Source organism: Sphingomonas sp. 1185 (assembly GCF_040544655.1).
In the GTDB taxonomy this organism is placed as follows: Bacteria; Pseudomonadota; Alphaproteobacteria; order Sphingomonadales; family Sphingomonadaceae; genus Sphingomonas.
Genome location: NZ_JBEPKL010000012.1, coordinates 21,911 through 41,456 on the forward strand (window position 1 = coordinate 21,911; position 19,546 = coordinate 41,456).

The window sequence follows — 19,546 nt, forward strand, 5'->3', positions numbered from 1 at the left end:
AGTTACTCCTTCCCCTCCAGCTTGGCCTTCAATCCCGCCAGCGCGCCGAACGGCCCGGCCTCATCCTCGCTGATAACCCCCGCTTCCTTCAAGGCCGCCGCCGCATGGGGGCTGCGCGGAAACGGGTCGAGTGAGAGCGCCATGGTTTCGGCCGCGGCCTCGCCCAGATCGATCGTGCCGCCCTCGATCTCGATCGTGTCGAGCGAATCCTCGGACAGCTCGATCTCCTCATCGCCGCCATGGGCCGAAGGTTCGACGAAGCGCAACGCCACCGGCTCGTCGACCGTGGCGGGCACCGGGTCGCCGGTCACCGAACAGGGCTGGGCCACCTTCGCGCGGACCGTGCCGGTGACGAGGATGCCCATCGCATCGCGCCGGACGACCAGATCGGCGGTAAGGGCGTCGATCGACACCAGTCCGAACCGCCCGGCCAGCGCGCGGCGCTCCTCTTCCGAGGCCTGGATCGTCACGGGCTTTTCGCGCTCGCCGATCGTGTCGATCTTTTCGGGGCGGCTCCATTCGGGGGTCACGGCAATTCTCCCATTCTCAATCGGGCCAGCGACACCGCCGCCAGCCGCTCAGACAGATCGCGCATCCGATCGCGCACATGGGCGACGGCGTCCGGACCGGCGGGCGCATCCCCCCGATACAGATTGCGGAGCAACGCGGCATCCAGCGCCGCCCCCTCCCCCGCCAGTCCGTCGCGATAGGCGGTCAGGCGGCCGCCGAGCATCGCCATCATCCGGCCGATATGCTTGCCGACCACGATGTCGCCGATGCCCAGCTCACGCAACTGCCCGTCCATGTCGGTGACGAAGCGTTCGGTCAACCGCGCGGCCAGCGCCGCCCCCTCGGACTCCCGCTCCAGCCGGATCAGGACCAGCGAGAGGATCGCCGCGATCATGTCGAACCGGCCATCGACCGTGTCGGGCACCGCGCCCTCGACATACCAGTGCGGTTCGCGCGCGCGCAGCACCACCGCATTGTAGAGCGGCAACGCCTCGTCCCCGTCGCGCCCGAAATAGCGCGCCACCATCCGCTTCAGCCAGCCCACGGCCATCCGCCCCTCCCTCGCCTTGCGCGATCACACCCGCGCGAGTGCTTGTATGCGTCTTTCCCTTGGCATATCGAGGGGGTGACGGTCGAGCGGATCGACCGCCTGTATATTTGCCTGTGCGGCCGATCCCCCGGCCCGGAGATGATGATGAGCGTTTCTTCGACCCGCGCCCTCGGGCTTGGCCTGGCGATGGCCTTGGCCGCGTCGGCCTGCACGCCGCTGCGGTCGCATCAGGGTTATGTGGTCGACACCGATCTCGTCAACTCGATCCAGCCGGGCGTGGATAACCGCCAGTCGGTGCTCCAGACGCTGGGCACGCCGACCATCTCCAGCCAGTTCGGCGGCGGCGACTGGTATTATGTCGCGCGCGACAGCCGCAATCTGGGCTTCAACCTGCCCAAGCCGGCGTCGCAGATCACGCTTCAGATCAGCTTCGACCAGGCGGGCAACGTGACGACGATCCGCCGCTCGGGCGTGGATCAGGTCGCCGACATCTCGCCCTATGGCAAGACCACCCCGACGCTGGGCCGCAAGCGCGGCTTCTTCCAGGACCTGTTCGGCAATATCGGCGCGGTGGGCGCACCCGGCGCGGGTGGCGGCCAGGGCGGTGGCATGGGCGGCGGGCGCACCCGGCCGTAAGGGCCGGAGCGCCTCTCACCTACCCTTCCGTACCTGCAGGGCGACGTCGAAGCGCAGGTGCGCGTTTCGCTAACGAAGACCCTTGGCCTTCGACTTCGCTCGGGCTGAACGGAGATTGGGGTGCCCCCCGTTTGGCCGCGTCGCCTGGTAAGCAACGACGCGGCCGTGCCGTGCTTGGACCGGCACGATCCCGAAAGGGGGTGGGATCGGGCCTGCTAACGCCCCAAAACGAAAATGGGTTCGCCAGCGGGACCAATTCCGCCGGCGAACCCCTATTTCCGTAGCGTCGCGGGGCCCGATGACCCCGCCGAGCGCCGGTTACTGGTTCATCGAGTCGAAGAAATCCTCGTTGGTCTTCGAGTTCTTCATCTTGTCGAGCAGGAACTCCATCGAATCGATCGTGCCCATCTGCATGAGGATGCGGCGCAGCACCCACATCTTGGACAGCTTGTCCTTTTCGACCAGCAGCTCTTCCTTGCGGGTGCCCGACTTGCCGACATCCATCGCCGGGAAGATGCGCTTGTCCGCCACCTTGCGGTCGAGGACGATTTCCGAGTTGCCGGTGCCCTTGAACTCTTCGAAGATCACTTCGTCCATGCGGCTGCCGGTGTCGATCAGCGCGGTGGCGATGATCGAGAGCGAGCCGCCCTCCTCGATATTGCGCGCCGCGCCGAAGAAGCGCTTGGGCCGCTGGAGCGCGTTGGCGTCCACACCGCCGGTCAGCACCTTGCCCGACGAGGGCACGACGGTGTTGTAGGCGCGGCCCAGACGGGTGATCGAGTCGAGCAGGATGACCACATCCTTCTTGTGCTCGACCAGGCGCTTGGCCTTTTCGATCACCATCTCGGCGACCTGGACGTGGCGCTGCGCCGGTTCGTCGAAGGTCGAGGACACGACCTCGCCGCGCACCGAGCGCTGCATGTCGGTGACTTCTTCCGGACGCTCGTCGATGAGGAGGACGATCAGGAAGACTTCGGGATGGTTGTCGGTGATCGCCTTGGCGATGTTCTGCAGCATCACCGTCTTACCCACGCGCGGGGGCGCGACGATCAGCGTGCGCTGGCCCTTGCCCTGGGGGCTGACGATGTCGATGACGCGCGCCGACTTGTCCTTCTGGGTCGGGTCGGCGGGGTCGAGGATCAGCTTCTGCTCGGGGTAGAGCGGCGTCAGGTTGTCGAAATTGACGCGGTGGCGGACCGCCTCCGGATCGTCGAAATTGACGCTGGTCAGCTTGGTCAGCGCGAAATAGCGCTCGCCGTCCTTGGGGGCGCGGATCTCGCCTTCCACCGTGTCGCCGGTGCGCAGGCCGTGCTTGCGGACCTGGTTGGGCGAGACATAGATGTCGTCGGGCCCGGCGAGATAGTTCGCTTCCGGCGAGCGCAGGAAGCCGAACCCGTCGGGCAGCACCTCGATCGTGCCCAGCCCCATGATCTGGTCGCCCTTTTCCGCCTGTTCCTTCAGGATGGCGAAGAGCAGGTCCTGCTTGCGCAGCGTGGACGCGCTCTCGACCCCCAGTTCCTCGGCCAGCTGCACGAGGTCGGCGGGGGTCTTCTTTTTCAGGTCTTTCAGATGCATGGGGATCGGTCCGGATGGTCGGAGGGCGTCGGTCGGCGAGGATCGCGGCGAAACGAGGCTGTCGATAAGGAAGCGTACGCGACGCGAGGACCGCGCCGTACAAGGTTTGAGTTAGGATTCGGGGAACCCCAAGTCAATGGGGAAAGGGCCCGCCCCCCATGAGACCCACGCCCCTCCCGCAGGCGGGAGGGGATGGGGGAGGGAAAGGCCGCAGGGGTTGGTCTCGGTGAGACTCCCTGCCCTCCCCCAACCCCTCCCGTTTACGGGAGGGGAGCAAATAGAAGAGCCCTCCCGCCTGCGAGCGGCGAGCAAGAAGGTCAGAACGGCTTGATGACCACCAGGACCACGATCACCGCCGCCGCCAGCGCGGGGACTTCGTTGATCATGCGCAACTGCTTGCCGGACAGCGTCATCTGCCCCCGCGCCAGCTTCCTGGAATAGCCGACCATCCAGCCATGATAGCCGCTGAGCAGCAGCACGAAGAACAGCTTGGCATGCAGCCATCCCAGCCCCGGCACGCCGGAAAACACCCCCAGCGACGCCCCCAGCAACAGCCCCAGCACCCACACCGCGATCATCGCGGGCGTCAGGATGATGCTGCGCAGCTTACCCTCGCGCTCGACCCAGCGCGCGGCGTCGGTCGCATCGCCCGCGACCAGCGCCTCCTGGTGATAGACCAGATAGCGCGGCATCATGAACAGCCCGGCCATCCAGAAGATCACGAAGATGATATGCGCCGCCTTCACCCATTCATAGGCGGCGCCGAGCAGTCCGATCATGATGCGCTCCGTACGCGGGCGATCAGCCGCTCGACATGCGCGATCGGCGTGTCGGGCAGAATGCCGTGGCCCAGGTTGAAGATATGCGGCCGCTCGGTGAACGCCGCCAGGATGCGGTCGACCGCGCCGTCCAGCGCCTCGCCGCCCGCGATCAGCGCCAGCGGGTCGAGATTGCCCTGCACCGGCAGGTCCTTGGGCAGATAGGTGTCGGCCCAGACCGGATCGACCGTCTCGTCCAGCCCGACCGCATCCACCCCCGTCTCACGGGCATAAGCGGGCAGCTTGCCCCCGGCCCCCTTGGGGAAACCGATGACCGGCACGCCGGGACAACGCGCGCGAAAACCCTCGACGATCGCGGCATTGGGGGCGATCACCCAACGCTCGAACTGCGCCGGGGACAGCGAACCTGCCCAGCTGTCGAACAGCTGCACCGCCTCGACGCCGTTTTCGACCTGGCCCGCCAGATAATCCACGGTCATCGCGACGATCGCATCGATGATCGCGCCGAAGCCTGCCGGATCGGCATAGGCGAAGCGCCGCGTCTCGCCCTGGTCCTTCGACCCCTGCCCCGCCACCATATAGGTCGCGACCGTCCAGGGAGAGCCAGCAAAGCCCAGGAAGCTGGTCTGGGACGGCAATTGCGCCTTCACCCCCGCCACGGTGGCATAGACCGGGTCGAGCCGCTCAGGGACGCGTTGAAGAGCACTCAGCGCATGATCGACCAGCGCAGGCGCCAGACGCGGCCCCTCCCCCGCCCCGAAGCTGAGATCCTGGCCCAGCGCCCAGGGGACCATCAGGATGTCGGAGAACAGGATCGCGCCGTCGAACCCGAAGCGCCGGATCGGCTGCACCGTCACCTCGGCCGCCGCCGCCGGATCGGTGGCCAGGGCCAGGAATCCGCCCTTCTGCGCCCGGAGTTCGCGATACTCGGGCAGATAGCGTCCGGCCTGTCGCATGAGCCACATGGGCGGTGTCGCCTGCCGCTCTCCGTTCAGCACGGCGAGCAGGGGCTTTTGAATCGCAACGTCGGTCAGGAGACCCCCCTTCTTCTAAATAAGAAGATTCTAAGAATGGATTGTTGAAGTGGTTGGCACGTTGGTTGTCGGGATTATGCGGCTCTCCCCGATATGCCAACACGTTGACTCATGGGGAATCGCCGATTCAACGGGATTCGGATTCATGACCCCCGTAACTCACAGGCTGTGGAAAAGAATCGGGCCTGTGAGATTCATTGTGGACGAATCGGTCGTTATCCACCACCGGTCCGCCGCTTGGCCGGTCGGCGAAGTTACGCTACCGATTCTTCCCATGTTATCCACAGAGTCATTAGGCCGGTCATGACGACGCGGCTCCACCTCCACCTTTTGTCCGATTCCACGGGCGAGACGCTGGAGAACATCGCCAAGGCGGCGCTGGCCCAATATGACGATGTGGAAACCGTCCGGCACTTCTGGCCGATGGTCCGCACCGAGAGCCATCTGGAACGCATCCTGCAGGAGATCGCGCAGAATCCGGGGCTGGTGATCTATACGCTGGTCAACCCGACGACCCGGCGCGTGCTGGAGAGCCGCTGCCATGCGCTGGGCCTGCCCACGGTCGCGCCGCTCGACCCGGTCAATGCCGCGCTATCGGGACTGCTGGGCGTGCAGGCCAAGATGCGGCCCGGTCGCCAGCATGTCCTCGACGCCGCCTATTTCGCGCGGGTCGATGCGATCCAGTTCACCATCGCGCATGACGACGGCATCGCGTGGGAGGAATGGGAGGAGGCCGATATCGTGCTGGCGGGCGTCAGCCGGTCGTCCAAGACGCCGACCTCCATCTATCTCGCCAATCGCGGGTTCAAGACCGCCAACATCCCGATCGTGGTCGAAAGCCCCCCGCCCCCCTTTCTGTTCACGCTGAAAAAGCCGCTGGTCGTCGGGCTGACCACCAGCGCCGACCGGCTGATCGCGATCCGGCGCAACCGGCTGCTCTCGCTGAACCAGGCGCCCGACACCGATTATGTCGAGCAGGAGGCGGTCAATCGCGAACTGACCTTTGCCCGGCGGATGTTCGCCGACAATGACTGGCCGGTGATCGACGTCACCCGCCGCTCGATCGAGGAGACGGCGGCGGCGATCATCTCGCTCGTGAATCAAAGAAAGGCCGAAGCATGATCATCCTGGCCTCGCAAAGCGCCTCGCGCCGGGCGATGCTCGACGCGGCCGGTGTCGCCTATGAAGCGCTGCCCGCGCGCGTGGATGAGGCAGGCGTCAAGGCGGCGATGGCGGGCGCCTCCCCCCGCGACCTGTCCGACGCGCTGGCCGAGATGAAGGCGGTGAAGGTCTCGGCGAATGCCGGGCCGGTCCCGGTGCTGGGATCGGATTCGATCGTCGCGCTGTCCGACGGCACGCTGCTCGACAAGCCCGAGAGCCGCGAGGAAGCGGCCGAGCATCTCGCGCGGATGAGCGGCGGCAGCCATGAATTGTGGAGCGCCGCCGTCATCGCCGAACATGGCCGCCCCGTCTGGCGGCATGTCGAACGCGCGAAACTCCATGTCCGCCCCCTTTCGGGCGCCTTTATCGACCGCTATCTGGATCAGGAATGGCCCGAAATCGCGGGCTGTGTCGGCTGTTTCCGGATCGAGGGGCCGGGCGTCCAGCTCTTCTCGCGGATCGAGGGGAGCCATTTCACCATTCTCGGCATGCCGCTGCTGCCCGTCCTAGGCTATCTGCGCGAGCGCGGCTGGATGGCCGCCTGACAGGATTCATGATGACCAAGCCTTATGCAGAGGTGATCGGCGACCCGATCAGCCATTCCAAATCGCCGATCATCCACAATTTCTGGGCCGAGGCGCTGGGCCTCGACGTGGAGTATCGCGCGGTCCACGTCGCGCCCGAGGGGCTGGCGGCCTATTTCGCCGAGCGCAAGGCCGATCCCGATTGGCGCGGCTGCAACGTCACCGTGCCGCACAAGGTCGAGGCGCTGGCGCATGTCGAGGATCGCGGCGACGTCCGCACCACGATCGGCGCGATCAACACGGTGATCCGGGCCGAGGACGGCGCGCTGGTCGGCACCAACACCGATGCGGCGGGATTCTATGCGCCGCTGAGCGGGCTGGACCTCGCGGGACAGCCGGTGACGGTGATCGGGGCAGGGGGGGCGGCGCGCGCCATCCTGTTCGCGCTGTCGCGCATGGGCGTCGGCCCGGTGACGCTGTTCAACCGCAACGTGCTCAAGGGTGCGGCGCTGCTGTCCTCCTTCGGCCTCAAGGGCCAGGCGCTGCCGATCGGGGCGGCGGTGCCGCCCTCGGCCCTGGTCGTCAACGCGACCAGCCTGGGGATGACCGGCCAGCCGCCGCTCGCGCTCGACCTGTCGGCGCTGCCCGAGGAGGCGGTGGTCTATGACATCGTCTATGCCCCGCTGGAAACCGATCTGCTGGCGGCGGCGCGGGCGCGCGATCTCGACACGATCGACGGTCTGGAGATGCTGATCGGCCAGGCGGCGGTGGCGTTCGAGCTGTTCTTCGGTGCCGAGCCGCCTCGCGACCGCGACGAGGAACTGCGCGGCCTTCTGCTCGGATGATCGTCCTCGGGCTGACCGGCTCGATCGGCATGGGCAAGTCCACCGTCGCGCAGATGTTCCGCGACGAGGGCGTGCCGGTGTTCGACGCCGATGCCTGTGTCCACAGGCTCCAGGGGCCGGGCGGGCGGCTGGTCGCGGCGATCGAATCGGCCTTTCCCGGCACCACCGATGCGAACGGCGTGAATCGCACGGCGCTGGGGCGCGCGGTGCTGGGCGATGATTCGGCGATGCGGCGGCTCGAGCGAATCGTCCATCCGGCGGTCCAGGCCGAGCGCGCCGCTTTTCTCCACCGCCATGCCGACGCGCCGCTGGTCGTCGTCGACGTGCCTTTGCTGTTCGAAACGGGCGGGGATAAGGCTGTGGATAAGGTGTTGGTTGTATCGGCAGAAACCGCCGTGCAGGAGGCCAGGGTGTTGGCAAGGCCCGGCATGACGCGCGAGAAATTCGACGCGATTCTCGCACGTCAGCTGCCCGATGCCGACAAGCGCACGCGCGCCGATCACGTCATTGCGACCGACATTCCCATCACCGACACAAAGCGCGCGGTGCAGCGGCTGATCACTTGCATGCGGGACTCCGAAGGCCGATAGTCGGGGCATGAGAGAGATCGTTTTCGACACCGAAACGACAGGGTTCAAATTTTCGGAAGGCGACCGGCTGGTCGAAATCGGCTGTGTCGAACTGGTCAACCGGGTCGAGACGGGGCGGACCTATCACGCCTATTTCAACCCCGAACGCGCCATGCCCCCCGAGGCGCAGGCGATCCACGGCCTGTCCGACGCCTTTCTGAAGGACAAGCCGGTCTTCGCCCAGGGCGTGGCCGAGTTTCTCGACTTCATCGGCGACGCGCCGCTGATCGCGCACAATGCGACCTTCGACTTCGGCTTCATCAATGGCGAGCTGGGCGCGCTGGGCTTTCCGCCTGTCTGCGAGAAGACGCGGATGGTCGATACGCTGGCCATCGCGCGCAGCAAGCATCCGGGGGCCAAGCATACGCTCGACGCGCTGTGTTCGCGGTACGGCGTCGACCGGTCGCACCGCGTGCTGCACGGCGCGCTGCTCGACGCGCAGCTGCTGGCGCAAGTCTATGTCGAGCTTATGGGCGGGCGCCAGATCGGGCTGGGCCTGCTGGCCGAGACCATGGTGGAGGCGGGGCCGGTGGTCGTCGCCCGCGCGCCCGCCAAAGTCCGGCCGCCGCGCATCTTCCGCCCCAGCGAGGGGGAACTTGCCGCCCATGCCGCGTTTCTAAAGGGTATCACCGATCCGATTTGGGGGGCCGAGGCGTCCGGTTGACGCCACGGGACAGGCCAAAAGGACCGTCCCAGTCGTGTAAGACAAGGAGAAGACGATGGATATCCGGATTTCTGGTCATCAGGTCGAAACGGGCGACGCGCTGCGGACCCATGTGACGGACCGGCTTCAGGGTATCGCCGAGAAATATTTCGCCCGCGCCATGTCGTCGGAGGTGACGTTCGGCAAGGGGCCGCACGATATCGGCTTCAAATGCGATATCGTCATGCATGTGACCCGCGGCCTCGTCCTGAAGGGCCGCCACGATGCACAGGACGCGCATCTGTCCTTCGACGGTGCCGCCACCAAGATCGAAAAGCAGCTGCGCCGTTACTCGCGCCGCCTGAAGGATCGCAATGCGGGCCAGGCGATCGAACTGGCCGAGGCGGGGGCCTATGATGCGGGCTATACCCTGTTCGCCGAACAGGTCGATGAAGATGAGGCGGGCGATGCGCCCCTGATCATCGCCGAAACCCGCGTCGACATTCCCGATGCCAGCGTGTCCGATGCGGTGATGATGCTCGACCTGCGCAATACAGCCGCGCTGTTGTTCAAGAATTCGGGCACCGGATCGTATAACATGGTGTATCGCCGTGGCGACGGAACCATTGGCTGGGTCGAACCGCAGCGGGGCGGCTGACCTTTAAGCCCCTATCGTTCTTCCGCGTGGCCCGCTAATAGCCGGGCCGCGCGGGGGCGCACCGGAAAAAACGATGAACGACTTTAGCGATCTGTTGCGCCACGAAACCGTGCTGGCCGGTGTTACGGCCGCAAACAAGAAAAGCCTGTTTCCGGTTCTGGCGACGGCGGCGTCCGGTCCTGCCGGACAGAGCGCCAAGATACTGACCGACGTGCTGGTCGAGCGCGAGAAGCTGGGCTCCACCGGTTTCGGCGGCGGCATCGCCATTCCGCATGGCAAGGTCGCCGGGCTGGACCAGATCGTCGGCGTGTTCGCGCGGCTGGCACAGCCGGTCGATTTCCAGGCGGTCGACGACATGCCGGTCGACCTGGTCTTTGCGATGTTTTCCCCCGCCGATGCGGGCTCCGCGCATCTCAAGGCGCTGGCGCGGGTCTCGCGGCGGCTGCGCGACAAGGGCTTCGTCGCCAAGCTGCGCGGGGCCGGGTCGCCCGACGCGATCTGGGCGCTGCTGACCCAGGACGAGGCGCGTGACGCCGCGGCCTGAAGGCGAGGCCGCGCATTTCCGGGCGCTGGAGGCGCTCTATGCCGAGGCACCGATCAACCGGCTGTTCGACTCCACGCTGGAGATTCCCGAACCCGGCGTCGCGCGCATCCGCTTCCGGGTCGACGAACGCCATTATCACGCGGCGGGGGCGGCGCATGGCACCAGCTATTTCAAGATGCTGGACGATGCGGCCTTTTATGCCTGCAACAGCCTGGTCACCGATCGCTTCCTGCTGACGACGCAGTTCAACCTGCTGCTCACCCGGCCGATGCGGGCGGGGGCGGTCGTCGCCGAGGGGCGCTGGGTCAGCGGACGGCGCCGGGTGTTCGTCGCGGATGCGCGGTTGATCGATGCCGATGGCGAAGAGGTCGCGCGCGGCACCGGCACCTTCATGCGCTCGCAGATCGCGCTGGCGGGGCTGCCCGGCTATCGGGCGGGTTGAGGCGATGGACGGTCGCCTGCCGAGCGGGATGCTGGTCACCGCGCTGCTCCGCCGGATGAACGATAGCGGCGGCATGGGCATGGTGCTGGCCAAGGGCGATCCGCAGGCGGGGGGCATATTGGTGATCGTCGTCGATACCGACCCCGCCACCGCCGAGCGCCGCGAGCGCGTGCTGGAGCGGGGGCTCGGCTCCGACGGCCGAACCGCGCTGATCGATTCGACGCCTGCAAACGATATTTTAAGCTATTGGCGCCGCCGCCGGTCGCGCGATCCCGACCTGTGGGTGATCGAACTGGACGGCGCTGCGGCGGAACGCTTCACCGCTGAAACGATCCTGCAACATTGACGAACGCGGCCGGATCGGCCACGAGCCCCCCCATCTTAAAGTCGCGTTGTGCCGCGCTGGGTGCGATCCGGTCGGTTACGCAGTCGGGGGGAAGCCCGGACGAGTGCCCTTTGGCTGCTCGGGTCCGTGATCCAACCGCATGTCTGTTCGAGTGAATGACGGTTTTCAAGCGAGTCGCGGCTACTGCGGCCATGGCTCTTTCCCTGGCGGGACTTCTCGCCACCAGCACCCCCAGCCTGGCGACCAATGTCGCCGCCAATGCTGCCGGTGGTGCCGTACCAGCCACAGCGATGGCTGTTTCCGGGATCAACGCCGCCGATCTGGCGATGGTTCCCCAGAGCGCCCGGGCCACCATGTCCGCGCTTCCCGATCTTTCCCAGCTTTCCGAAGCGGATGACGCCGGCGAATATGAAACGCTGGCCGAGGCCGTGGCCGCCCAGGACGAGATGGCGTCGAGCGAAGAGCTCCGCTGCCTTGCCGGTGCGATTTACTTCGAGGGTCGCGGCGAACCGCTCGCCGGTCAGCTCGCCGTCGCCCAGGTCATCCTGAACCGCACCAAGTCGGGCCGTTTCCCGACCAGCGTGTGCGACGTCATCAAGCAGCGCGGGCAGTTCAGCTTCGTGCGCGGTGGCGAAATCCCTTCGGTCAGCCCGTCGCGCGCCGCCTATCGCACCGCCATCGCGGTCGCGCAGGTCGCGCTGTCCCAGGCGTGGGACAGCACCGCGGGCAAGGCGCTGTACTTCAACACCCCCGGCAACCGTCCGGGCGTGCGGGTGCAGAAGGTCGCCGCGATCGGCAATCACATCTTCTATCGCTGATCCGGTCCCGCTCTGGCGGGGCTTTGCGTTTGTTCGTCAAATGTTCTAAGCGGGTGGCATGTTGGACATGCCGCCCGCTTCGTGTGTCGACGATCCCGCCTCGCCGCTCTGCGCCGCCGATGTCGCGCGCGGCGTGACGCGGATGCTGCTCCGCCACGACCTGATCACGATCCCTGAGGTTCCGCTGGAGGGCGGCCGCCGTGCCGACCTGATGGCGCTCGACGCGCGCGGGCAGGCGGTGATCGTTGAGATCAAGGTGTCGCGCGCCGACATGCTGGGCGACGGCAAATGGCCCGACTATCTGGCGCATTGCGACCGCTTCTACTGGGCGGTGCCCGCCGGTTTCGACTGGTCGCCGCTGGAGGGCGCCGCCTTCCTGCCCGAGCGGACCGGGATCATCGTCGCCGACCGCTATGACGCCGCGATCGTCCGGGAGGCGCACAGCGTGCCGCTGCCCGCGCATATCCGCAAGAAGGTGACGCTGAACTTCGCCAGGCGGGCGGGGCGGCGGATGATCGGGCTGACCGATCCCGATGCGGGGATGTGAGGCTGGTGGCCCCGGCAGGACTCGAACCCGCAACCTGGCGGGGATGTGTGATTCCCTTGGCCTTCGACTTCGCTCAGGCTGAACGGCGTGAGGGAATGGAGATGCCCCCCAAACCCCGTTCAGCCTGAGCCCCCGTTCTACCTGAGCAAAGTCGAAGGCCACGCCCCCAACGCCCCGAACTACCGAGTCAAAACCAGCGTCACGATCGAGCGCGGCGGTGCCACCGTCGAATCGACCGCCTCGGCATGATGCCCCGCATCGGTCAGGAACGCGCGCCGCTGCCACCGCCCCGGCACCGCGACGGTCAGTGGGCGAGGGGATAGCCCCGGATTGACATGGACCAGCACCAGCCGCCGTCCGTCGGGGGACAGCGCCGCGACCGTGTCCATGTCGTCCACCGGCACCAGTCGATCCCCCGGCCGGATGAAGCGGCTGAACTGCGCCATCGCCCAATATTTGCCGGTGACGTGAATCGCATGCGGGCGATCCGCCGCGCCTTGCAGATCGGCCTTGACGATGCCCCAGTTCGATCCCTTCTGCCCGTCGCGGGTGCTCAGATCCTCGACCGCCTGCCAGAAGACCCAGGCGGCGGGTTCCAGCCGCTTGATGTCGCCCACGACATGCTCGGCGAAGGCGAGGGGCGTCGCCATGCCGGTAAAGTCCTCGGGATCGCGCGACAGCGGGGTGTCGTTCTCGCTCATCCACAGCCGGATGCCCGACGATCGCGCGATGTCGCGCACCGCCGTTTGGTGGACGCTGCCATAGCTGTGGACGTTGAGCTGGCCGATCGCCGCGCGGGTCGCGGGCGGATAAGCGGCCCAGTCCTCGACGAACAGATGCGAGGCGGTCTCGTCGGGCGCGCCGACCACGGTCGCCAGGCCCTGCGCCTTCAGCGCGGCGGCGGTCGCGTCGATCATCATCGCCTGTCGCCGGGGCGACCAGTGCGCGCCCTCCTGCGTGTTGGCGGCGAACCAGTAATCGGTGTTGGGCTCGTTGACCGGCGACAGGGTGCGAAAGGCGATATGGTGGCGCTGCTGCAATTCGCGGGTCGCGCGGACCAGATAGGTGGCGAAGGCGCCCTCCATGCCGGGGCGCAGATTGTCGTCAATGCCCTTTTCCGAGCCCGACACGCGCCCGCTGACCGTCATGAACCAGGGCGGCGAGTTGGAAAAGGCCTCGAAGATCGGCTGCTTCACCCGCACCCGGATCGCGTCCAGCCACCAGCGCTGGTTGGCGTCCTGGTTCCAGTCCCACATGGCGGGGTCCTCGGGTCGCCACCAGTCCTTGCCCGTCACACCGGCGGGCTGCCGCCAGAAGCCCGGAACCGCGCGACCGACCTTCATATAGGGCTTGGTATCGGCGGCATTGCCCCCGCCGATATTATAGCGCGCGATCGTCCAGCCCAGGCCGCCCGGTCCATAGAAGAGATCGGCCAGCCGCGTCCGCTCCGCCTCAGGCCAGCCGCCGGTGACATGCGCGAACCAGGCGAGCGCGGTGCCCCAGCCCTCGAACACGGTCGAGGGGCGATCGATGGCGGGGCGCAGCGTGACGGGCACCGGGCGATCCGGCGCGGGCGCCTGCGCCCCCACCGACGACGCCGACAAAATCATCCCCAGCATGGCCGCGACCCGACCGCCGCGCCTTGCCCGATCCGCCCAAAACCCCATCGCCTGCTCCCCGCCTGACCCGATTACGCAGGCATCTTAGCGGAGGAGGGGATGATCGCGTCAATCCATGGTGGAAAGGGGGCTGTTTTTTACTCGGACAATAATCCATCATGCCCGCATCAGGCAGAGGAGAATCCATGAAAAGGGCAACCAAGTTTCTGTTCGCGGCGGCGCTCGCCACCCTGTCGCTGAACGGAGCGTCGGCAACCGCGCAGACGGCACCGACGAGCGGCGGCGATCAGGTGGCTGTGCATGGCGACCGTCCCGGCGCGGTCTATGACCGCCACATCTTCGGCCAGTTCGCCGAGCATCTGGGCACCGGCATCTATCCAGGCATCTGGGTGGGCAAGGGCAGCAAGATCCCCAACATCAACGGCTATCGCCGCGACGTGATCGACGCGCTGAAGGCGATTCGCGTGCCGGTGATCCGCTGGCCGGGCGGCTGCTTCGCCGACGAATATCACTGGCGCGAAGGCGTCGGTCCGCAGGCCAAGCGCCTGACCAAGGTCAACACCAACTGGGGCGGCGTGACCGAGGACAACAGCTTCGGCACCAATGAATTCATGAACTATACCGAGCTGGTCGGCGCCGAGGCCTATGTCTCGGGCAATGTCGGCTCATCCGCGCCGTCCGAAATGGCCGAGTGGGTCGAATATATGACCTTCCCGTCCAAATCGACCTATGCCGAGGAGCGCCGCCGGAACGGCCGCGACAAGCCGTGGAAGCTGGCAATGTTCGGCATCGGCAACGAGCTGTGGGGCTGTGGCGGCAATATGCGCCCCGAATATGCCGCCGACGTCACGCGTCGCTATTCCACCTTCCTGAAGGTGCCCGCGGGCGAGAAGCTGATGAAGATCGCCAGCGGCGCCAACAGCGACGACTATAACTGGACCGAGGTGATGATGCGCGAGGCGGGCAACCACTTCGACGGCATCGGCGTCCATTATTACACCATCCCCGGCTCGTGGGAAAAGAAGGGTGCGGCGACCGGCTTCGACGAGGAGGCCTGGGCGCGCACCCTGTCCAAGACGCTGAAGATGGACGAGCTGATCACCCGCCATGCGGCGATCATGGACAAATACGACCCCCGGAAGCGGGTCGCGCTGCTCGTCGACGAATGGGGCACCTGGTATGATGTCGAGCCCGGCACCAATCCGGGCTTCCTGTTCCAGCAGAACAGCCTGCGCGACGCGATGGTGACGAGCCTGAACCTCGACATCTTCGCCAAGCATGCCGACCGCGTGCGCGGCGCCAATATCGCGCAGATGGTCAATGTGCTCCAGGCGATGCTGCTGACCGATGGCGCGCGGATGGTGAAGACGCCGACCTATTGGGTGTTCGACATGTACAAGGACTATCAGGACGCCACCGTCCTGCCGGTCGATGTCCAGTCGCGCTGGTACAGCAAGAACCAGTGGGTGATGAAGGCGGTCAGCGCCTCGGCGGTGCGCGACAAGGCGGGCGTGGTCCATGTCGGCCTGACCAATGTCGATCCCAACCAGCCCGCGACCGTCACCGTCAAGCTGGACGGCCTGAACGCCGCGCAGGTGTCGGGCCGCATCCTGACGGGTGCGACGATGGACGCGCACAACACGTTCGACGCGCCCAGCCAGGTCGCGCCGCAGCCGTTCAGCGGCGCGACGCTGTCGGGGGGCATGCTGAGCGTGCAGATCCCGGCCAAGTCGGTCGTGATGCTGGACCTGCGCTGATGAAGGTCCGCGCCGGGGCGCTGCTCGCCGCCATCCTGTTCGCCCCTATGGCGATCGTCGGGACGGCGGGGTCCGCCGCGCCCCGGCGCGACCTTTCGTGGAACAGTCCGGGAGCGGGCAATCCGCTGCTGCCCGGCTATTTCGCCGACCCCTCCATCGTGCGCGATGGGGGGCGTTGGTATATCTTCGCGACGGTCGATCCCTGGGGCGACGACCGGCTGGGGCTCTGGACCTCGGACAATGGCCGCGACTGGACCTTCTCTCAGCCGAACTGGCCGACCAAGCAGGCGGCGACCAGCCCGACCTCGGGCGATGCCAAGGTCTGGGCGCCGTCGGTGGTCAAGGCGGCGAACGGCCGCTGGTACATGTATGTCTCGGTCGGCAGCGAGGTGTGGGTCGGCTCCGCACCGTCGCCGGCAGGGCCCTGGGCCGATGCCAATGGCGGCAAGCCGCTGATCGCGCGGGATTTCGCGCCCCAATATCACATGATCGACGCCGAGGCGTTCGTCGACGATGACGGCCAGGCCTATCTCTATTGGGGATCGGGGCTGAACTGGGTCAACGGGCATTGCTTCGTCGTGAAGCTGAAGCCCGACATGGTGCATTTCGACGGCGAACCCCGCGACGTGACCCCGGCGAACTATTTCGAGGGCCCCTTCATGGTGAAGGAGAAGGGCCGCTATCTGCTGACCTATAGCGACGGCAACACGACCAAGGACACGTACAAGGTCCGCTATGCGGTCGGCCGCTCGCCGATGGGGCCGTTCACCGAGGCCGCCGACAGCCCGATCCTGCAGACCGATGCGGCCAGGCAGATCATCAGCCCCGGCCATCACGCAATCTTCGCGGACAAGGGGCGATCCTATATCCTCTATCACCGACAGGCGCTGCCCTTCGTGATGGGCAGCGAGCGGGTGTTGCGGCAGGTGGCGGTCGATCCGCTGACCGTGCGTGCCGACGGGACGCTGGCGCAGGTCGCGCCCAGCCATGACCCGGCCATCCCCGCCTTCGCCGCGCAGCGGACGCGCGGGCTGCGTTGGACGGGGCAGGGGGCGGCGGCGCTGGCGGCGGACGACAATTATGCGACCGCCTGGCGGCCCGAAGCGGGGCAGCCGCCGGTGCTGACCGCCGATCTGGGCCGGATGCGCGCGATCCGCGAAAGCCGGATCCGCCCGGCCTTCGTGATCCAGTCGCAGGATATCCGGATCGAGGCATCGCCCGACGGCCGCCAGTGGCGCGAGGTCGCGGCGGCGAAGGGGGTGAGCGGGTCGCCGATCGTGCTGCGCCATCCGGTCACGGCACGCTTCCTGCGCATGACGGTGCAGGCCAGGGAGCCCGCCATCCTGGAATGGTCGCTCTTCTGATCCGCCTGTCATAAAAAACGGCGAGAAGGGCGGTAGCGACCGGACTCCGTCCTTCGCCGTGAAGGGAAAGTCCGTGGCGCCATCACCGCACTGGTCCGCCGAATGGCTGTCCACCTGGGAAGCCCCGGACGGCTGGCTCCATCGCCGCTATGATCGTCCGCACGCAGAGGGCAGCGTGCGGCGCGGGCGGTTGCTGTTCCAGACCGGGCGCGCCGACATGATCGAGAAATATGGCGATGCGATCGACCATTTCCGCACCCTGGGGTGGGATGTGACCGCATTCGACTGGCGCGGGCAGGGCGGATCGGGGCGGCTGGCCGAAGGGGATACCGGGCATGTCGAGGGGTTCGACCGGCTGATCGACGATCTGGCCGCCTTCCATGCCGATTGGGTGGCGCAGGGCGAGGGGCCGCATGTCGTGCTGGGCCATTCCATGGGTGGGTTCGTCACGCTCGCCGCGCTGGCGGCCGGGCGGATCGCGCCCGATGCGGTGGTGCTGGTCGCGCCGATGATCGCGATGCGCTCGCCGATCGGGCAATGGGCGGGGGCGCGGTTCGCACGCTGGCAGGCGGGGCGGGGCGATCGCTTCCGTCCCGCCTGGCGTCGGCTGGAGACGCCCGCCGCCGCCACCGCCCGGCAAAAGCGGCTGACCCATGACCTTGCGCGCTTCGCCGACCAGCAGGCGTTTCGGCGGATGCGGCCCGAACTCTGTCTCGGCTCGCCCAGTTGGCATTGGGTGGCGGAGGCTTTCCGCGCGACGGCGGCGCTTCGCGACGATCCGGGGTTGGCGCGGATCGAGACGCCGGTGCTGATGCTGGTGGCGCAGGCCGACCGGCTGGTCGATGCGCGCGCCGCCGGGCGCGTGGCGGCGCGGATGCCGAACGCCACTTTGGTCTGTTTCGGCCAGGGATGCGCGCATGAGATCTTGCGCGAGGCCGATCCGGTCCGCGCCAACGCCCTGGCGGCGATCGACGCCTTTCTGGCGCGGCGGGTGGGGGCGCCCGGCTGATCCTATCGCGCGCCGCAGCGGGTCGTGCCACCGCCGAGGATGCGGCATTTGGGCGTGCCGTCGACCGTCACCCGGCCCACTCCGTTATTGGCGATGGTCGCGCTATAGCGAGCCCGCGCCGTCACCTCGCCCGGTCCCTCCAGCGTGACGGCCAGGTCGCCGACCTCCAGCCCCTCGGCGGCGATGGTCACGGTGCCGTTGCCCGCCAGCCGCGCCTTGCCGACCCGCCCCCCGCCGATCGCCAGCCTGCCCGATCCCATCAGCGACACGGCCAGCTGCTCGCCCTCCACCCGGTCGATCCGGACATCGGAGGGCCCCGCGATCGACAGGCTCAGGCCGGGACCGCGCAGCGCCTGCGCGGTGATCCGCGATCCGCCGATGACGGTGATCGCCGACAGCGGCGGCGCGGCGAGGGTCAGCGTGACCGGCTGGCTCGCCGGGCGTCGCATGGCGGGATCGCCCGGCATCATCCGGACGACCAGGCTATGCCCGGCGACATGCGCATCGACCCGGCGCAGCGTCTCCGCATCCCCCGACAGCATGGCGCGTGGCGAGGGCGCGGTGGTCAGCGCGACGACGAACGCCCCCTCGACCCGCAGCGAGTCGAAGCTGCTCAGGTCGACCCGCCGATCCGCCGCCCCGGCGCCGGTGACGGGAATCAGGGCGGCCAGGATCAGAGCGGACGGCAAAAGGTGACGCATCGCCCTATCCTCGTCCCGATCGCGCCGCTCGGCAAGCGCCGCCAGCCGGTCCTTATTGCCGTCCGCAGCGTACCGATCCCGAACCCGCCTTGCCGACCGTGCAGACCGAATTCGGGCCCAGATCGGCACTGCCCGACCCGGTCAGACCCACCTGGGCGGGACCATCGACCCGAACGGTCACATCGCCCGATCCGCTGATCCCGACCTTAGCCTTTTGGGCATGCAGACCGGCGGCGTTGAGGCTGCCCGATCCGGCGACGCCGATCTTCAGCGCATCGGCGGTGCCGGCGGCGCTGATCGAACCCGATCCGGCGATCCCCAGATCCGCATCGCCCACCCGCATCGCGGCGATGGCGAGCTCGCCCGAGCCCGCGACACCGCCCTTGAAGCGCGCCCCCTCGACCCGGTCGATCGTCATCCGGCCCGATCCGCCGACTCCGGCGCCGGTCAGGCGGGGCAGGGTGACCAGCACCCGGACGCCGGAGCGCTTGCCCCAATGCACGCCCTTTTTCAGCCCGATCAGCAATTTGTCGCCGTCGCGCGCGACGCGCAGCTGGTCGAGTTCGGCGCTGGGCCCCTCGGCCCGGACCGAGAAGTCGCGGCCGACCCGGATATCGACCGGATCGCTGCCGCTCGACTCGACGCTGGTGAAGGCGGTCGCGGCATAGCTGCGCGCACCGCCCGATCCCTGAGCGGGGATGTCCTGCCCCCGCGCCTCGCTTTCGAAGGAACAGGCGGCGGTGGGGATGGCCAGCGCGACGATGGCCAGGAGCGAGGGAAGAGCGAGGGACTTCGTCATGGGCGACCTCCTGTGTATTGTGCAGACAATACACGCGGTCGGGGCATGGGCGCAAA

General features: G+C 67.4%; 23 protein-coding genes. 15 read left to right on the plus strand and 8 right to left on the minus strand.

The genetic code is table 11. The features are described from left to right. Positions 1–2: 2 nt before the first annotated feature. Positions 3–530, minus strand: coding sequence for a YceD family protein (locus tag ABIC44_RS10045; protein ID WP_354295208.1), 528 nt, complete (start codon positions 528–530; stop codon positions 3–5). After that, on the minus strand, positions 527–1,060 hold the full coding sequence (locus tag ABIC44_RS10050; protein ID WP_354295210.1) for a ubiquinol-cytochrome C chaperone family protein: 534 nt from the start codon (positions 1,058–1,060) through the stop codon (positions 527–529). The genes ABIC44_RS10045 and ABIC44_RS10050 overlap by 4 nt, the downstream gene beginning before the upstream one ends. 138 nt (positions 1,061–1,198) lie before the next feature. On the opposite strand from ABIC44_RS10050, the gene ABIC44_RS10055 reads away from it, so the two are divergent. After that, the gene (locus ABIC44_RS10055) at positions 1,199–1,696 is read left to right on the plus strand and encodes an outer membrane protein assembly factor BamE (RefSeq protein WP_373424720.1); all 498 of its coding nucleotides are present in this window, start codon (positions 1,199–1,201) and stop codon (positions 1,694–1,696) included. A gap of 318 nt (positions 1,697–2,014) precedes the next feature. On the opposite strand, the gene rho is transcribed toward ABIC44_RS10055, so the two are convergent. From rho to hemE, 3 genes are all read right to left on the minus strand, one after another. Continuing rightward, positions 2,015–3,271, minus strand: a complete 1,257-nt coding sequence (gene rho / locus ABIC44_RS10060; protein WP_042486922.1) for a transcription termination factor Rho — start codon at positions 3,269–3,271, stop codon at positions 2,015–2,017. A gap of 317 nt (positions 3,272–3,588) precedes the next feature. Then, positions 3,589–4,050, minus strand: a complete 462-nt coding sequence (locus ABIC44_RS10065; RefSeq protein ID WP_354295212.1) for a CopD family protein — start codon at positions 4,048–4,050, stop codon at positions 3,589–3,591. After that, a complete protein-coding gene (gene hemE, locus ABIC44_RS10070) occupies positions 4,047–5,069 on the minus strand; it encodes a uroporphyrinogen decarboxylase (RefSeq protein WP_354295287.1) in 1,023 nt (340 codons plus the stop codon). Before hemE ends, ABIC44_RS10065 begins: the two co-directional genes overlap by 4 nt. Before the next feature lie 318 nt (positions 5,070–5,387). On the opposite strand from hemE, the gene ABIC44_RS10075 reads away from it, so the two are divergent. The 11 genes from ABIC44_RS10075 (at position 5,388) to ABIC44_RS10125 (ending at position 12,241) form a co-directional block, all read left to right on the plus strand. Further along, entirely contained in the window at positions 5,388–6,206 is an 819-nt protein-coding gene (locus tag ABIC44_RS10075) for a pyruvate, water dikinase regulatory protein (protein ID WP_307101798.1), read from the plus strand. Continuing rightward, on the plus strand, positions 6,203–6,790 hold the full coding sequence (locus ABIC44_RS10080) for a Maf family protein (RefSeq protein WP_354295214.1): 588 nt from the start codon (positions 6,203–6,205) through the stop codon (positions 6,788–6,790). Before ABIC44_RS10075 ends, ABIC44_RS10080 begins: the two co-directional genes overlap by 4 nt. An 11-nt stretch (positions 6,791–6,801) precedes the next feature. After that, a complete protein-coding gene (aroE, locus tag ABIC44_RS10085; RefSeq protein WP_354295289.1) occupies positions 6,802–7,614 on the plus strand; it encodes a shikimate dehydrogenase in 813 nt (270 codons plus the stop codon). After that, complete coding sequence (gene coaE, locus ABIC44_RS10090; RefSeq protein ID WP_354295215.1) at positions 7,611–8,204, plus strand: dephospho-CoA kinase; 594 nt, start codon at positions 7,611–7,613, stop codon at positions 8,202–8,204. The genes aroE and coaE overlap by 4 nt, the downstream gene beginning before the upstream one ends. 7 nt (positions 8,205–8,211) lie before the next feature. Continuing rightward, positions 8,212–8,907 carry a DNA polymerase III subunit epsilon gene (dnaQ, locus tag ABIC44_RS10095; RefSeq protein WP_354295216.1) on the plus strand — a complete coding sequence of 232 codons (696 nt, stop codon included), beginning with the start codon at positions 8,212–8,214 and terminating at the stop codon, positions 8,905–8,907. Positions 8,908–8,962: 55 nt separating this feature from the next. Beyond that, a complete protein-coding gene (hpf, locus tag ABIC44_RS10100; protein ID WP_307101788.1) occupies positions 8,963–9,544 on the plus strand; it encodes a ribosome hibernation-promoting factor, HPF/YfiA family in 582 nt (193 codons plus the stop codon). A 73-nt stretch (positions 9,545–9,617) separates the two neighbouring features. Continuing rightward, on the plus strand, positions 9,618–10,088 hold the full coding sequence (locus ABIC44_RS10105) for a PTS sugar transporter subunit IIA (RefSeq protein WP_307101786.1): 471 nt from the start codon (positions 9,618–9,620) through the stop codon (positions 10,086–10,088). Further along, complete coding sequence (locus ABIC44_RS10110; RefSeq protein WP_307101784.1) at positions 10,072–10,530, plus strand: PaaI family thioesterase; 459 nt, start codon at positions 10,072–10,074, stop codon at positions 10,528–10,530. The genes ABIC44_RS10105 and ABIC44_RS10110 overlap by 17 nt, the downstream gene beginning before the upstream one ends. 4 nt (positions 10,531–10,534) lie before the next feature. Next, positions 10,535–10,876 carry a DUF1491 family protein gene (locus ABIC44_RS10115; protein ID WP_354295217.1) on the plus strand — a complete coding sequence of 114 codons (342 nt, stop codon included), beginning with the start codon at positions 10,535–10,537 and terminating at the stop codon, positions 10,874–10,876. Between the two features lie 191 nt (positions 10,877–11,067). Next, a complete protein-coding gene (locus ABIC44_RS10120) occupies positions 11,068–11,694 on the plus strand; it encodes a cell wall hydrolase (RefSeq protein ID WP_354295219.1) in 627 nt (208 codons plus the stop codon). 58 nt (positions 11,695–11,752) lie between these two features. Further along, the gene (locus tag ABIC44_RS10125) at positions 11,753–12,241 is read left to right on the plus strand and encodes an MmcB family DNA repair protein (protein ID WP_309691323.1); all 489 of its coding nucleotides are present in this window, start codon (positions 11,753–11,755) and stop codon (positions 12,239–12,241) included. Between the two features lie 179 nt (positions 12,242–12,420). Here ABIC44_RS10125 and ABIC44_RS10130 read toward each other — a convergent pair whose 3' ends face one another. Continuing rightward, positions 12,421–13,860, minus strand: a complete 1,440-nt coding sequence (locus ABIC44_RS10130) for a glycoside hydrolase (protein WP_354295220.1) — start codon at positions 13,858–13,860, stop codon at positions 12,421–12,423. A gap of 185 nt (positions 13,861–14,045) precedes the next feature. On the opposite strand from ABIC44_RS10130, the gene ABIC44_RS10135 reads away from it, so the two are divergent. From ABIC44_RS10135 to ABIC44_RS10145, 3 genes are all read left to right on the plus strand, one after another. Then, on the plus strand, positions 14,046–15,617 hold the full coding sequence (locus ABIC44_RS10135) for an alpha-N-arabinofuranosidase (RefSeq protein ID WP_354295221.1): 1,572 nt from the start codon (positions 14,046–14,048) through the stop codon (positions 15,615–15,617). After that, positions 15,617–16,981, plus strand: coding sequence for a family 43 glycosylhydrolase (locus ABIC44_RS10140; RefSeq protein WP_354295222.1), 1,365 nt, complete (start codon positions 15,617–15,619; stop codon positions 16,979–16,981). The genes ABIC44_RS10135 and ABIC44_RS10140 overlap by 1 nt, the downstream gene beginning before the upstream one ends. 73 nt (positions 16,982–17,054) lie before the next feature. Continuing rightward, positions 17,055–17,990 carry an alpha/beta fold hydrolase gene (locus tag ABIC44_RS10145; RefSeq protein WP_354295223.1) on the plus strand — a complete coding sequence of 312 codons (936 nt, stop codon included), beginning with the start codon at positions 17,055–17,057 and terminating at the stop codon, positions 17,988–17,990. A 2-nt stretch (positions 17,991–17,992) separates the two neighbouring features. Here the strand turns inward: ABIC44_RS10145 and ABIC44_RS10150 are convergent, their stop codons facing one another. Together ABIC44_RS10150 and ABIC44_RS10155 are read right to left on the minus strand one after the other, a co-directional pair. Further along, positions 17,993–18,691: a GIN domain-containing protein gene (locus ABIC44_RS10150; protein ID WP_354295224.1), complete on the minus strand. Its 699-nt coding sequence runs from the start codon at positions 18,689–18,691 to the stop codon at positions 17,993–17,995. 52 nt (positions 18,692–18,743) lie between these two features. After that, positions 18,744–19,490: a head GIN domain-containing protein gene (locus tag ABIC44_RS10155; RefSeq protein ID WP_354295226.1), complete on the minus strand. Its 747-nt coding sequence runs from the start codon at positions 19,488–19,490 to the stop codon at positions 18,744–18,746. Between the last annotated feature and the right edge of the window lie 56 nt (positions 19,491–19,546).